Source organism: Sphingobium sp. EM0848 (genome assembly GCF_013375555.1).
GTDB lineage: Bacteria > Pseudomonadota > Alphaproteobacteria > Sphingomonadales > Sphingomonadaceae > Sphingobium.
The window spans coordinates 2,958,678-2,972,730 of record NZ_JABXWB010000001.1; the positions used below are offsets into that span (position 1 = coordinate 2,958,678).

Annotated in this window: 17 protein-coding genes; 5 read left to right on the forward strand and 12 right to left on the reverse strand. The window is 65.5% G+C overall.

All coding sequences use genetic code 11. The features are described 5' to 3' along the window. Positions 1-45: 45 nt before the first annotated feature. The gene (gene htpX, locus HUK73_RS14380) at positions 46-960 is read right to left on the reverse strand and encodes a zinc metalloprotease HtpX (RefSeq protein ID WP_218036609.1); all 915 of its coding nucleotides are present in this window, start codon (positions 958-960) and stop codon (positions 46-48) included. A 108-nt stretch (positions 961-1,068) separates the two neighbouring features. Between htpX and HUK73_RS14385 the strand changes: the two genes are divergently transcribed. From HUK73_RS14385 to HUK73_RS14395, 3 genes are all read left to right on the forward strand, one after another. Beyond that, positions 1,069-1,242: a DUF1674 domain-containing protein gene (locus tag HUK73_RS14385; RefSeq protein WP_176592511.1), complete on the forward strand. Its 174-nt coding sequence runs from the start codon at positions 1,069-1,071 to the stop codon at positions 1,240-1,242. Between the two features lie 181 nt (positions 1,243-1,423). Then, positions 1,424-1,879, forward strand: coding sequence for a hypothetical protein (locus HUK73_RS14390; RefSeq protein WP_176592976.1), 456 nt, complete (start codon positions 1,424-1,426; stop codon positions 1,877-1,879). A 170-nt stretch (positions 1,880-2,049) separates the two neighbouring features. Then, complete coding sequence (locus tag HUK73_RS14395; RefSeq protein WP_176592512.1) at positions 2,050-2,949, forward strand: UTP--glucose-1-phosphate uridylyltransferase; 900 nt, start codon at positions 2,050-2,052, stop codon at positions 2,947-2,949. A gap of 57 nt (positions 2,950-3,006) precedes the next feature. Here HUK73_RS14395 and ssb read toward each other — a convergent pair whose 3' ends face one another. The 5 genes from ssb to HUK73_RS14420 all read right to left on the reverse strand — a co-directional run bounded on the left by ssb (position 3,007) and on the right by HUK73_RS14420 (position 7,406). After that, positions 3,007-3,591 carry a single-stranded DNA-binding protein gene (gene ssb, locus HUK73_RS14400; protein WP_176592513.1) on the reverse strand — a complete coding sequence of 195 codons (585 nt, stop codon included), beginning with the start codon at positions 3,589-3,591 and terminating at the stop codon, positions 3,007-3,009. Positions 3,592-3,641: 50 nt separating this feature from the next. Beyond that, positions 3,642-5,498: a ferrous iron transporter B gene (locus tag HUK73_RS14405; protein WP_176592514.1), complete on the reverse strand. Its 1,857-nt coding sequence runs from the start codon at positions 5,496-5,498 to the stop codon at positions 3,642-3,644. Next, positions 5,495-5,761 carry a FeoA family protein gene (locus HUK73_RS14410; RefSeq protein ID WP_176592515.1) on the reverse strand — a complete coding sequence of 89 codons (267 nt, stop codon included), beginning with the start codon at positions 5,759-5,761 and terminating at the stop codon, positions 5,495-5,497. Before HUK73_RS14410 ends, HUK73_RS14405 begins: the two co-directional genes overlap by 4 nt. A gap of 87 nt (positions 5,762-5,848) precedes the next feature. Next, positions 5,849-6,514 (reverse strand): COQ9 family protein, encoded by a 666-nt coding sequence (locus tag HUK73_RS14415; RefSeq protein WP_176592516.1) that lies wholly within the window; start codon positions 6,512-6,514, stop codon positions 5,849-5,851. Positions 6,515-6,524: 10 nt separating this feature from the next. Beyond that, entirely contained in the window at positions 6,525-7,406 is an 882-nt protein-coding gene (locus HUK73_RS14420) for a DMT family transporter (RefSeq protein WP_176592517.1), read from the reverse strand. Positions 7,407-7,475: 69 nt separating this feature from the next. On the opposite strand from HUK73_RS14420, the gene HUK73_RS14425 reads away from it, so the two are divergent. Continuing rightward, on the forward strand, positions 7,476-8,555 hold the full coding sequence (locus HUK73_RS14425) for an alkene reductase (RefSeq protein ID WP_176592518.1): 1,080 nt from the start codon (positions 7,476-7,478) through the stop codon (positions 8,553-8,555). 52 nt (positions 8,556-8,607) lie between these two features. On the opposite strand, the gene ribH is transcribed toward HUK73_RS14425, so the two are convergent. The 6 genes from ribH to HUK73_RS14455 form a co-directional block, all read right to left on the reverse strand. Beyond that, a complete protein-coding gene (gene ribH, locus HUK73_RS14430; protein WP_176592519.1) occupies positions 8,608-9,030 on the reverse strand; it encodes a 6,7-dimethyl-8-ribityllumazine synthase in 423 nt (140 codons plus the stop codon). Between the two features lie 11 nt (positions 9,031-9,041). Continuing rightward, on the reverse strand, positions 9,042-10,325 hold the full coding sequence (gene ribB / locus HUK73_RS14435; protein WP_176592520.1) for a 3,4-dihydroxy-2-butanone-4-phosphate synthase: 1,284 nt from the start codon (positions 10,323-10,325) through the stop codon (positions 9,042-9,044). A 70-nt stretch (positions 10,326-10,395) separates the two neighbouring features. Then, positions 10,396-11,010, reverse strand: a complete 615-nt coding sequence (locus HUK73_RS14440) for a riboflavin synthase (protein ID WP_176592521.1) — start codon at positions 11,008-11,010, stop codon at positions 10,396-10,398. 42 nt (positions 11,011-11,052) lie between these two features. Then, positions 11,053-12,006 carry a bifunctional diaminohydroxyphosphoribosylaminopyrimidine deaminase/5-amino-6-(5-phosphoribosylamino)uracil reductase RibD gene (gene ribD, locus HUK73_RS14445; RefSeq protein ID WP_176592522.1) on the reverse strand — a complete coding sequence of 318 codons (954 nt, stop codon included), beginning with the start codon at positions 12,004-12,006 and terminating at the stop codon, positions 11,053-11,055. A gap of 56 nt (positions 12,007-12,062) precedes the next feature. Continuing rightward, positions 12,063-12,578 (reverse strand): hypothetical protein, encoded by a 516-nt coding sequence (locus tag HUK73_RS14450; RefSeq protein WP_255326288.1) that lies wholly within the window; start codon positions 12,576-12,578, stop codon positions 12,063-12,065. A 22-nt stretch (positions 12,579-12,600) separates the two neighbouring features. Next, entirely contained in the window at positions 12,601-13,284 is a 684-nt protein-coding gene (locus HUK73_RS14455; RefSeq protein ID WP_176592523.1) for an energy transducer TonB, read from the reverse strand. A 179-nt stretch (positions 13,285-13,463) separates the two neighbouring features. Here HUK73_RS14455 and HUK73_RS14460 point away from each other — a divergent pair, with 179 nt between their 5' ends. Beyond that, positions 13,464-14,051, forward strand: a complete 588-nt coding sequence (locus tag HUK73_RS14460) for a hypothetical protein (RefSeq protein ID WP_255326289.1) — start codon at positions 13,464-13,466, stop codon at positions 14,049-14,051. Positions 14,052-14,053: the final 2 nt, after the last annotated feature.

Sequence of the window (14,053 nt, forward strand, 5' to 3'; positions counted from 1 at the left end):
GGCAAAATGACGCGGAAAGTAACCTTTGTTCGGTTGGCCCTTCGGTCAGTCGCGGCGGAGGGGATCGAGTGCGCTCGACCTGCGCTTTGCGGGCGCGGCCGGGGCGAGGGCGGAGGCGCGCTGGCGCGGCGTCGCGATCGCAGGCGCGCCCATGTCCTGCGCGATGTCCTCCAGCGCGGCGATGCGCTTTTCCGTCGCGGGATGGGTGGAGAAGAGTTCGCTCACATGCACGGGCACGATGTAAAGCTGGGCGGCGGCGGGATTGCGTTCCGCCACCGGGTTGGGGATCATTTCCGCCCGGCCCGAAATCTTGGCGAGGGCGGAGGCAAGTGCGCGCGGATTGCCGCTGATCTCCGCGCCTGCGGCGTCGGCGCCATATTCGCGGGTGCGGCTGATCGCCATCTGCACGATCATCGCGGCGAAGGGGGCGACGATCACCGCCAGCAGGGTCGCGATCATGTTGCTGTTGCCATTCTCATTATGGCCGCCGCGAAAGAACAGGCCGAAATTGGCGAGCATGGAGATCGCGCCCGCAATGGTCGCCACCATCGTCATGATCAGCGTGTCGCGGTTGCGGACATGGCCCAGTTCGTGCGCCATGACGCCGGCCACCTCGTCCCGGCTCAGCATGGAGAGCAGGCCAGTGGTGGCGGCGACGGCGGCGTGTTGCGGATCGCGGCCGGTGGCGAAGGCATTGGGATGCGGTTCGTCGATCAGATAGACGCGGGGCATGGGAAGTTTCGCGCGCTGGGCCAGTTCCGCGACGAGATTGTAGAATTCCGGCGCGCTGGCCGCGTCCACTTCCCGCGCATGGTGCATCGACAGCACGATCCTGTCGGCGTTCCAGAAGGTGAACAGGTTCATGCCCGCCGCCACCAGCAGCGCGATCACCGCCCCGCCGCTGCCGCCCAGCGTATAGCCCAATGCCATGAACAGCGCCGTCAGCGCCGACAACAGCATCACCGTCCGAAAACCGCTCACTTGCGTAAATCTCCTTTGCGGCCCACTTAGCAGGCAGGCGTGAATATGGGGTGACGGACCGTCCCCCGCAATCGAAAGGATGGATCGATGGGAACCTTCAACGGCAAGCGCCCCGCGCATGTGAAGCCGCCCGCGCATCTTTCCAAGAGCCCGCCCGTGCCGCAGCCGGACCCGATCGACCAGCCGTCCCGCCATGACGAGGAATTGAGCCCGGTCCGCTATGGCGACTGGGAACGCAAGGGAATCGCTATTGATTTTTGATCGGCCCGGCTCCATTGGGCAAAAGACGGTTAACGGTTCATCGCTGTTTGGGCACAGTTGGCGATGGCCTGTGCCGATGGTGCGAGGGGTTTTCCGTCTGCCCCTAGCCTTTTGCGCTGCAAAACGGGCAGTTTCCCCTTGAGCGGAAAGCAGAACATATCGGGGCGCGAGTAAAGTGAACGTGGTTGCTGAGATCAATGTGAGGTCGGTTTCGGATTATGCGCCGGAGGATGCGGCGCTGCTCTGCGCGGTGGGTCGTCTGGTCTGCGCCTGGACGATGCTGGAGCAGAGCCTGGAGGCCAAGATCGGTTTGATGCGGGAAGCCATGGGGGATGTGCGGACCGTGGGTGCCCGGACCCGTCCGGGCATGACGAAATTGATGACCGAACTGCGGACCATGGTGTCGATGCGCGACCGGCGGAACGCCAGCGCGTTGATGGAAATATCGGATATCGAGCGCGACATGCAGAGGATCGACCGGTTCCGGTCGCTCATCATCGGCGGCTTTCAGCAGCCCGCGCCCGGCGGCTTCACATGCCGCGATACGCGGAATAACCAATCGCATGTCTCGCTTGAGCAACTGGAAGCGGAGATTGGTTCGCTCGAAATGATGGCGCAGCGTCTGCTGGCCGTCTGAACGGGTTAAGTAATCCTCCATGCTTCATCTTTATGAGAGGGGCGGAATTTCTATCCGCACTGTTTTAAGCGGTTTTACTTTGAGTAAACCGCTCTGCTATCCTTGATATCGCATTTCCCCCGGCCGCCCATAGGCAGCTTGGGAAATGCTTCAGCGAAAATGGAGACTTGATGTCCTACAGACCGATTCGCAAAGCCGTTTTCCCTGTCGCGGGTCTCGGCACGCGCTTTCTTCCGGCAACCAAGTCGGTGCCCAAGGAGTTGCTGCCGGTCGTCGACCGTCCGCTGATCCAATATGCGGTCGACGAGGCGCGGGAAGCGGGGATCGAGCAGATGATCTTCGTCACCGGCCGCGGCAAGGGCGCGATCGAGGATTATTTCGACATGGCCTATGAGGCCGAGGCGACGCAGCGCGAGCGGGGCAAGGACCTGTCCGCGCTGGAGGGCACGCGACTGTCGCCGGGCAATGCCGTGTTCCTGCGCCAGCAAGAGCCGCTGGGTCTGGGCCATGCCATTTGGTGCGCCCGTGACATTGTGGGCGACGAACCCTTCGCCATCCTGTTGCCCGATGAGTTCATGAAGGGCGCGCCGGGACGGGGTTGCCTGAAGCAGATGGTCGAGGCCTATGACAAGGTTGGCGGCAATCTGGTCTGTGCGCTGGAAGTGCCGATGGCCGAGACGCCGAGCTATGGCGTGATCGATCCGGGCAAGCGCGACGGTGCGCTGACCGAGGTGAAGGGGTTGGTGGAAAAGCCGGCGCCGGGCACGGCGCCGTCCAACCTGATCCTGCCGGGCCGTTATATCCTGCAGCCGGAAGTCATGAAGATCCTGGAAACGCAGGAAAAGGGTGCGGGCGGAGAGATTCAGCTGACCGACGCGATGGCATCGATGATCGGCGCCCAGCCTTTCCATGGCGTGACCTTCGACGGTCGCCGGTTCGATTGCGGGTCGAAGGCGGGCTATATCGAGGCCAATCTGGCGCTGGCGCTGGATCGCGAGGATATGGGCGACCATATCCGCAAGTTCGCGCTGGCCGAACTGGGCGTCAGCGGGATCGCCGCCGCGGCCTGATTGACCCCTCCCTGCGTGAAGCGGGGGCGGGCTTTTCATTGTCGGGATCGAGGCCGTTCAGAACGGCACTTCGTCATCCAGATCATTGTCGAAATTCGGGCCGCCCGCGTTGCCGCGACCGCCGCCCGAGGAGCGGTTGGAGCCGCCGCCGAAGCTGCCGCCACCGCCGCCGAAATCGTCATAATCATTGCCGCCGCTAAAGCCGCCCGAGCTGGCGCCCCAGTCGCTGCCGCCCTGCGAACGGCCGCCGCCACCACCATAGCCACCGCCCTGGCCGCCACCGCCGCCCGGCGCGCCGTCCAGCATGGTCAGCACCGCGCTCGGACCCTGCAGCACGACTTCGGTGGTGTAGCGGTCATTGCCCGACTGGTCCTGCCATTTGCGGGTGCGCAACTGACCTTCGAGATAAACCTTCGATCCCTTGCGCAGGAAGCGTTCGGCGACGCCCGCCAGCCCTTCGGAGAAGATCGCGACGCTGTGCCATTCGGTGCGCTCCTTGCGCTCGCCGGACATGCGGTCTTTCCATGTTTCGGAGGTCGCGATGCGCAGGTTGCACACCTTGCCGCCATTCTGGAAGCTCTTCACTTCCGGGTCAGCGCCCAGATTGCCTACCAGAATGACCTTGTTGACCGAACCCGCCATGTTTCCTCCGATGCGTTAGCCGGTCCTTATAGAACGCTCTCGGGCGGACGCTACCCTAAACCGAGCGCCACGGCGGTCCAATAAGTCAGCCCGGCGGCGGCATAGGCCAGCGCGAACAGATAGCCGATCATGAACATCGGCCATTTCCATCCATTGGTTTCCCGGCGGGTGACGGCGATGGTGGAAATGCACTGCGGCGCGAAGACGAACCAGGCGAGGAAGGCCAGCGCGGTCGCCAGCGACCAATGGCCTTGCAGCCGCTCCCCCAGGGTGCGGTTCAGCGCAGCCTCGTCATCGCCCGCGTCGATCGCATAGACGGTGGCGATGGCTGAAACGGCGACTTCGCGCGCCGCCATGGAGGGCAGCAGGGCAAGGCTGATGTCGCGGTTGAAGCCGATCGGTTCGACCAGCACATGGATGCCGCCCGCGATCCGGCCCGCAATGCTATATTCGCTCTGGCGCACGCCGGCCGGCGCCTGCGGGAAGCTGGCCAGCACCCAGAGGATGATGTTGGTCATCAGGATGATGGTGCCCGCGCGCTTCAGGAAGATGACCGCGCGCTGCCACAGGCCGATGACGATATCCTGCGGGCGGGGCCACTGATATTTCGGCATTTCCATCAGGAAGCCGCCGCTTTGCCCCTTGGTCACGGTGAGGCGCAGCGCCCAGGCGGCGATCATCGCGCCGACGATGCCGGTGACATAGAGCAGGAACAGCACCAGCCCCTGCAGGCCGATGCCCGGCCCCACGCTGCGCGCCGGGATGAAGGCGGCGATGATGAGGCCATAGACCGGCAGCCGCGCCGAACAGGTCATCATCGGCGCGATCAGGATGGTGGTCAGCCGGTCCTTGGAATCGGAAATGGTGCGGGTCGCCATGATCCCCGGCACTGCGCAGGCAAAGGAGGAGAGGAGCGGGATGAAGGCCCGGCCCGACAGGCCGACCCGCGCCATCATCGCATCCATCAGGAAGGCGGCGCGGGCCATATAGCCGGTCGCCTCCAGCATCAGGATGAAGAAGAAGAGAATGAGGATCTGCGGCAGGAACACCACGACCGCGCCGACGCCGCCGACCACGCCCTGCAACAGAAAGTCGTGGAAGATGCCCGGCGGCAGGATGGCGGTGATGGTTTCGCCCAGCGCCGTGACCCAGCCTTCCATCATGTCCGCGGGCGCGGCGGCCCAGCTGAACACCGCCTGGAACATCACGAACAGCAGCGCCAGCAGGATGATGAAGCCGGCGACGGGATGCAGCAACACGCGGTCGACCGCCGCCGTCATCCGGCGGGAGGGGGTTTCGCGGACGATGGCGGCGCGGGCGATGCGGCGCGCTTCCTTGCGCAGGCCGTCGAAATCAAGCTGGTCGGTCGAGCGGCGGATTCTCCCCGCGCTGCCGTCCAGCATCGATTCCAGTTCGGTGCGCAGATGGTCGAGGCCGCGCTTGCGCACCGCGACGGTGGAGATCACCGGCACGCCCAGTTCGCGCGAGAGGATATTGGCGTCCAGTTCCAGCCCGTCGCGGGTGGCGAGATCGACCATGTTGAGCGCCACCACGGTCGGCAGGCCGAGCGCGATGAGCTCCAGCGCGAAGCGGAGATGATTGTCGAGATTGGAGGCGTCGACCACCACCACCAGCGCATCGGGCAGGCGTTCGCCCTGCTGCTTGCCCAGAATGACGTCGCGCGTCACCTGCTCGTCGGGGCTGGTGGGATTGAGGCTGTAGGTGCCGGGCAGGTCGACCAGCTCGATCGGGCGGCCATCCGAGAGGGAGAAGCGGCCCGCCTTGCGCTCCACGGTGACGCCGGGATAATTGCCCAGCTTCTGCCGCGCGCCGGTCAGGGCGTTGAACAAGGCGCTCTTGCCGGCATTGGGATTGCCGACCAGCGCGATCAGCGGCAGGCCGGTCATGCGTCGCTGTCCGGCGCGCTATCCGGGCCGGTCCGGACCGTGATCGCGGCGGCATGGTTGCGGCGCATCGCCACGGTCATGCGGCCGACCTTGCAGGCGATGGGGCCACGGCCCAAGAGCCCGCCATGATGCAGCGCCTCCACACTGGCGCCTTCGCACAGGCCGAATTCGCGAAGCCGCTGTCCATCGGACGCGGACAGGGCATTCCAGTCGATCAGGTCCACATAAGCGGGTTGGCGCAGCGGCAGGTCGGTCAGGCGCAAGGATAAGGCACTCGTCAAAAACTTCTGCGAGTGACTATCAATACCGATTGCAAAAGGCCAGTGCGAATCGCTGTCATCTGGCGCGGGTCAGATGGCGGGGTAACGCAGCCGACCGATGAAGCGCGACAGGCTGAGCCGCTCGCCGCCGCCAATGCCCTTCCATTGGGCCTTGGCCCGTTCGAAGCGCATCACTCCTTCGATCCGCCGGGCCAGGAAAGCGCGGGTTTCTGCCCAGTCCTCACTCTCGTCATCGACGAAAACCAGCAGGGTCGCGGCATAGACCCCCGCCAGCGTCATGCGCTTGCTATAGTGATTGAGGTCGGTCGACTCATCGCCCGCCGCGCGCCACATGCCGTCCGCCGCGCGCCAGCCCAGCTTTGCGGCGCGGGCAGCATTTCTGGGCATGGCAAGGATCGCCTGAGCGCGGCGCAGCGCTTCGCGATCCCGCGCCAGCAAGGTGAGGCGGGTTTCGACGAGCGCGATGATGCGTTTGCGAATCGAAAGAGTCGCCAGCTTTTCAGGCGGCAGCTTGGCCAGCATCCGCGCATCGATGCTGGCGAACCAGGCATCGATCATGTCCACGGTCGCGCCTGGAAAGGCGAGCGCGGCGATATCCGGATCGATGCCGCATTGTTCCGCCGCCATGGTCACGGCCTCCGCGCGCCAGCCGTCGAAGGCGGCGTGGCGCGGCAATATCGGGGCGAGCGCGGCGCGCACTTCGTCCAGCGTCATGTCTTCGTGCGTCGGGGTCATGGGCGGGGTTCTACGCCCGGCCGGGCAGGCGCACAAGCACCAGCGCCACACCCACCGCGCAGGCGCCGAGCAGGTCTGCGGGGGTCAACAGTTCGTGGAAGAGGACCCAGCCGAGCAGCGCCGAAACCACGGGTTGCAGCAACAGGCTGAGGCCCAGCACCAGCGGCGGGAACCAGGCGATGGCATAGGTCAGCAGACCCTGACCGATGAGCTGGCTGGACAAAGCGAGGGCGATCACCGGGGTCCAGTTGCCCGGCAACACCCGCTCGCCCAGCCAGAGGGCGAGCAGCAGCAAGGGCAGCGCGCCGGTAAGGCTGGACCCGGCCAATATCGACCAACTGTCCAGCCGCCGCCGGACATTCTGCACCACCAGAAGATAGCCGGTGTAAAATGTCCCCGCGAGCAGGCAGAACAGGTCGCCGCGCAGATAGCGCGGGGAGAGTTCATAGCTGCCGCCCATCATGATCGCTGCACCGATGGCCGCAAGAATCAGCGCGATCGCCTGCGGCGCGCGGGGGATTTGGCGCAGCACCAGCAGACCCCAGAGCGGCAGGAGGATAGCGCTCATATTGCCGAAAATGGCGGCGTTGGTGACCTTGGTCAGTGGAATGCCCAGATGCCAGGTGGCGAGGTCGGCGGCGAAGAACAGCCCGGCCAGCAGCATCGCGCCGCAATCGCGGGCACCGGGGCGCGCGGCCCTCAGGCCCGGCAGCGCCAGCAACAGCAGGAAGGGCAGGGCCAGCGTCAGCCGCCAGAACGCCGCCGCCACCGGCCCCACGTCGGACAGGCGCACCAGCACCGGCCCCAGAGGCAGGATGACATTAGCCAGAATCAGCGCCGGGAAAGCAAATCTTGGGCCGCGAGCGCGGGGGGTGGGGGTTGAAGGGGCCATGGCGGCTCCCTAGCTGGCTTCAGCATCGATGTCCCGTTGCAATTTGCAACTTTTGAGAGGGAATTGTTCATGGCCAATCTGTTCGAACCCGTACAGCTAGGCGCCGTCCACGCACCCAATCGCGTGCTGATGGCGCCGCTGACCCGCGCCCGCGCGACGCGCGGGCATGTGCCCACGCCGATCATGGCGGATTATTATCGGCAACGCGCTTCGGCGGGCCTCATCATCAGCGAAGGCATCGGCGTGTCCCAGCAGGGCATGGGCTGGCCCCATGCCGCCGGTCTCTGGTCCGCCGAGCAGGTCGAAGCGTGGAAGCCGGTGACGGCGGCGGTCCATGAGGCGGGCGGGCGGATCTTCGCCCAGCTCTGGCATATGGGGCGGCTGGTCCATTCAAGCGTGACGGGCGAGCAGCCGGTTGCGCCCAGCCCCATCACCGCGCCCGGCCATGCGCATACCTACGAGGGCAACAAGCCCTATGAACAGCCCCGCGCGCTTAGCGTCACCGAGATTTCGGCGCTGGTCGAGAGCTTTGTGGCCGCGGCGCGCAATGCGATTGCGGCGGGGTTCGACGGGGTGCAGATTCATGGCGCCAACGGCTATCTGATCGACGAATTCCTGCGCGACGGCGCCAACAGGCGGGAAGATGAATATGGCGGTTCGCCGACAAATCGCGTGCGGCTGCTGAAGGAAATCACCCAGGCGGTGGCCGACGCCATCGGCGCAGGCCGGACGGCGGTGCGCCTGTCGCTGAACGGCGATTCGCAGGGCACTGACGACAGCAATCCGGCCAGTCTTTCGCTGGCGGTGGCGCAGGCGCTGGAGCCGATCGGTATCGCCTTCCTCGAACTGCGCGAATTGCGGCCGGACGGCACGCGGGGCGCCAGCGACGTGCCGCGCCAGTCGCCGCTGATCCGCCGCTATTTCACCGGACCGCTGGTGCTCAACAGCGATTATGACGTGGTTCGGGCGCATGCCGATCTGGATAGCGGGCTGGCGCAGGCGATCAGCTTCGGGCGGTCCTTCATCGCCAATCCCGACCTGCCGGAACGCCTCTCCACCGGTGCGCCGCTCAACGACATAGAGCAGGCGACGCTCTACACGCAGGGCGCCGAAGGCTATGTCGACTATCCGGCGCTGGAAGCGGCCTGAACAATAAAAAAGGGGCCGCGCAGCGGCGGCCCCTTTATCGTTGACGCGCCTGTCAGGCGCCGAATTTTTCGCGCAGGGCGAGCATGGCGATGGCCGCCTTGGCCGCTTCGCCGCCCTTGTCCTTTTCGGTGCTGCGGGCGCGGGTCAGGGCCTGCGCCTCATTCTCGACCGTCAGGATGCCATTGCCGATGGCGATGCCGTCCATGCTGAGCGCCATCAGGCCGCGCGCGCTTTCGTTCGACACCACTTCGAAATGATAGGTTTCGCCACGGATCACCACGCCGATGGCGACGAAGCCGTCATAGCGGCCGCTTTCCGCCGCCAACGCCACCGCGCCGGGGATTTCCAGCGCGCCGGGAACCGTCACCACCTCATATTTATGCCCTTCCGCCTCCAGCGCGGCGGCCGCGCCCTCGATCAGCAGGTCATTGAGATGGTCGTAGAAGCGCGCTTCGACGATCAGGAATTTTGCCATGTCGGATATCCTTAAAGCTCGATCGACCGTTGCCCAACCACGGCAAGGTCATAGCCGTCAAGCGCGATCAGGCTGTGATGGCTGTTGCTGAGCAGGATCATGTCGTGCACGCCCAGATCGGCCAGGATTTGCGCCCCGACGCCATAGTCGCGCAGCTCGTCCATGCCCGTGCCCGATTGTCCGGCATGATGGCGCAGGATGCGGCTGATGAATTCGCCCGGCGCCTGGCTGGTCAGGGCGACGATGATGCCCGAACCATGGTCGGCGATGAGTTCCATCGACTTGGCGAGCAGGCCGTTGCGCGGGCCGTTGGCGCCATAGACATCGTCCAGCAGCGAAAGCTGGTGCATGCGGACCAGCGTCGGCTCGTCGGCGCTCACATTGCCCTTTTGCAGTACGAGCTGCTCGGTCTGGGTCGCCTTGTTGTAGAAGCTGATCGCCTTCCAGTCTCCGCCCCACTGGCTGCTGAAGACGGTCTCGGCGCGGCGTTCGACCATATGGTCGTGGCGACGGCGATAGGCGATCAGGTCGCGGATCGTGCCGATCTTCATCTTGTGCTTCTGCGCGAAGGGGATGAGGTCGTCGAGCCGCGCCATCGTGCCGTCATCCTTCATCACCTCGCAGATGACGCCGGAAGGATTGAGCCCGGCAAGGCGGGCGACATCGACCGCCGCCTCGGTATGGCCGGTGCGCACCAGCACGCCGCCATCCTTGGCGACCAGCGGGAAAACATGGCCGGGGGTGACGATGTCGTCGCGCCCCTTCGACCCGTCGATCGCGACCGAGACGGTGCGGGCGCGGTCGGCGGCGCTGATGCCGGTGGTGACGCCTTCGCGCGCCTCGATCGACACGGTGAAGGCGGTTTCGTGGCGGGTGCCGTTGTTGCGGCTCATGAGGTCGAGGCCGAGTTCGTCGACCCGCGCCTTGGTCATCGCCAGGCAGATGAGGCCGCGGCCATGGGTGGCCATGAAGTTGATCGCGTCGGGCGTCGCCATCTGCGCGGGGATGACGAGGTCGCCTTCATTTTCCCGATCCTCGTCATCGACCAGGATGAACATGCGGCCGTTGCGGGCTTCATTGATGATCTCTTCCGGACTGGCGAGCGCGGTGCCGCCTTCGCGCTTGGCGAGATAGGCTTCCAGCTTGCCCAGGGTGTCCGCCGTGGGATTCCAGTCCGCCTCACCCAGCTTGCGCAGCGAATTGGCGTGCAGTCCGGCCGCGCGGGCGAGGCCGGAACGGGACATGCCGCCTTCATGGACGAGCGAGCGGACGGTATCGATGAGTGCCGAAGACATGGGAACGACTCCTTACCCGGATGGGCTTGGCGTCGTTATCACATTACAATGTGATTATGGCAAGCGATAATCACATTGTGCGGGCGCGAAGGCTTTGCATCCGGTCGAGATAGCGGGCCAGCACATCGATCTCCAGATTGAAGGCGCGGCCTACGGTCAGGGTATCGAGCGTCGTCGCGGCGGCGGTGTGCGGGATGATGTTGAGCCCGAAATGCACGCTGCCATCGGGCTGGTCCTCGACCGTGTTGACGGTCAGCGAGATGCCGTCGACGGTGATCGATCCCTTGGCGGCCAGCGCGGGCGCCAGCGCGGCGGGAGCGGCGATGACGAGGCGGGTCGAATCGCCTTCCGCCGTCGCGGAAACCAATGTGCCGATGCCGTCGACATGGCCGGTGACGATATGGCCGCCCAGTTCGTCCCCGACCTTCAGCGCGCGTTCCAGATTGAGCCGGCCGCCCTGCGCCCAAAGCTTGGGTGCGGTGCGGGCGACGGTTTCGGCGGACAGGTCGACCGCGAACCAGCCCGCGCCCTTTTCCACCACCGTCAGGCAGGCGCCCGAACAGGCGATGGACGCGCCGATCGCGACGCCCTCCATATCATAGGCGCTGTCGATGACGAGGCGCAGGTCGCCCCGCTGCTCCGCCGTGCGAATGGTGCCGATGTCGGTGATGATGCCGGTGAACATGAAGCGGTGCCCGTCAATTTCCGTGAAAACTTGCGCGGTGATCTAGGCGTTCCGGCTCCGCAGGTAAACCTCCAGCCGGTCATTGCCCAATCGCCGCTCATCGTCGAGGCGCCAGCGGCCATGCGCATCCGCCAGATCGGCAAGGCCGATATCGCCGATGCCCGCCAGCCCGTCGCCGATCAGAATCGGCGCGCGATAAAGCAGCAGCCGGTCGACCAGATCGGCGCGTAGAAACGCAGCGGCGGCCTGAGCGCCGCCCTCGACCAGCAGATGATCGACATGGGCCAGCGTCGCGATGTCCTCGGGCGCGGCGATCCGTTCCCAGCCCTTCGGCGCCTTGCCGTGGCTCAGCAGCAACCGGCGGGGGGAGCGGTCCTCCAGCCCGGCCAGGCGCACATCGAGTCGCGGGGCATCGGCGCGCAATGTGCCGCCGCCGACAAGAATCGCGTCATGGCGCGCCCGTTCCAGATGGGCGTGGGCGCGGGCGTCGGGGCCAGTGATCCAGCGGCTGGACCCATCCGCCAGCGCGATCCGGCCGTCCAGCGACAGGCCGAGCTTGAGTGTGACCGCAGGGCGGCCCAGCGTCTGGCGCAGCACGAAGCCGCGCATCGCTTCGGTCGCTTCCTCCGCCATCAGCCCCATTTCGACCGCGATGCCCCGCTTGCGCAGCCAGGCGGCGCCCTGGCCGTCGGTGCGTGGATCGGGATCGCGCAGGGCGATGACGACGCGGCGCACCCCGGCGCGGGTCATGAGGTCGGCGCAGCGCGGGCCGCGCGGGGAAAGGTGGAAACAGGGTTCCAGCGTCACATAGGCGGTGGCGCCACGGGCGCGGTCCATCGCCTCCTCCAGCGCCTGCGCCTCCGCATGGGGGCGGCCGCCCTTTTGCGTCCAGCCGCGTCCGACCACCCTTCCGTCCCTGACAATCAGACAGCCGACGTTCGGATTAGGCGTCGAAAGGCCGCGCCCCCGCTCGGACAGGGCGATGGCAACGGCCATGTAACGCCGGTCCATAGCGGGATCGGCGGGGGGGATGATGGCTTTGGAACGGGCGCTCAGGGCTGTTTCGCTCCTGCTCCGGGCTTTTCTTCCGCTTCGGCCTTGGCCAGTCGGGCGTCGAGCTGGGCGTTGACATATTTCAACGCCTCCTGACGGCGCGCGCTGTTGCGGGCGGCTTCTTCTTTCCACTCGATGCCGAAGGCGTCGGCGAAACCCTGCATCCGCTTCTGCTCCTTGGCCAGAGCGGCCTCGCTCTTGGCAAGGTCGATCTTCTGCTGGAGGATGATCGCCGCGTCGGACCGTTTCGCGTCCCAGCTTTCGACATAGATGATCTTGTTGCGCGTCGGCATGGTGTTGGTGTTGGCGTCGACGATGAAGGCCCAGATGATGACCCAGGTTAACGCGACGGACAGGCCGAGCAACGGCCATTTATGAGGCCGGTCCTTGCCAAAATAACTCCACAGATCGCTGAGCGCGCTCTTGGGGGACACCGGACGGGGAAATATCGCCATGGCGCCGATATAGGGTAAGGCGGGGCCGGATGCAAAAGCGCTGTTGTCCGATGTGCTCATGCCCGGCCCCTTTGCCCTGATTTCAAACGTCTGCGAGGCGGAAACGAACGGTCAGCACCTTGCTGGAACTGACCGCCACGCCATCCCGAGTCGCCGGGCGGAAGCGCCATTTGTGCAGGGCGTGGCGTTGCGTGGCGAGCCAGAAGGCGTCATCGGTTGCCGACAGCCGCTCGATATCGAGGACGCGCCCATCCGCGCCGATGGTGACGCGGACGGTGACGGTGCCCTCCGTCCCTTGCCGGATCATCGCACCGGGATAATCGGGCTGGAACATCGCCAACGCGCGCGGGTCGATACTGGGGTCGACCAGCAGGGCTTCATGTGCGGGCGGGGTGAAGGGTGGCGTGATCGTGTCGGTTCCCTTGCCCGGCTCGAGCGTGGGGAAGAGGTCGTTATTGATCGTGAAGTCCGAGGTGGGTGTGTCGACGATCGCTTTGGTGGTGGTGGGCTCCGGGCTGGGTCGGGAAGGGACTTTGCGGTCGGTTTCGGGGGCGGGCTTTTCGGGGGGAGGCGGCACGGTTTCCGGAACGTCGTAAGTGACGAACGGCTTGTCCGTGAATTGCTGGATCATCTCCTTGGGCATCATCAGGAAAATCCCGGCGACCAGCGCGTGGACCGCTATCGCGCCGCCTATGCCGAAGGGAGAACGGCGACCGCCCTGATAGCCGGACACCCCCTCTGTCGTGCGCAATGTCATCAACTGCATCGTGCATCCTCCTGTTTTTCCGCGATCCTGGAAGGATCGACATGTAACGTTACAACATACTTCAATGATATGTTGCAACATTAAATTTCGGAGCGCTGCAATATTCCCCTTGCCTGCCGACATAAGGCAGCAAAGAAACGGAGGGACGGTTTGATCCAGCCCTTGACGTCATGGGAGTCATGATGCGTTTACGATCCCTGTTGTTGCTGAGCCCGCTGCTTCTGCCCGCGCCGCTACTGGCCCAGCCGCCGGACCATCGGGGCGGGCCTTGGGCTGCCGACGCCAATGGCGACGGTCGCATCACGCGTGAGGAAATGCGGTCGTGGATGGAGCAGCGATTCAAGCTGATGGACCCCGATGGCGACGGGCTGGTGCCGGTTGAGGCCATGCAGCGGATGCTGGGCCATGAGCGGCAGGACGGGGATCGCCCCCCGGCGCAGGGCGGCGAACGGCGCGGGCCGGGCAGGGGCGGTTTTGGCGGCCATCATGGCGGTTCCGGAGAGCATGGCGGTCCGGGTGGTCCGCCGCTGGGGGATCGGCGTTCCAGCGCCAAGCGGGGTGATGGACCGCCGCCTGGCCCTCCGGGTGCGGCCATGCCCTATCCCGAGGACAGCAATGATGACGGCAAGATCGACATGCAGGAATTTGTCGCGCCCGCCATGGCCATGTTCGATCAGCTCGACGCCAACGGTGACGGTGTGCTGACGGCGGATGAATTGCCTCCACCGCCCTCGCGCCGGGGCGGGGACGAAATGCCGGGGGAATAAGC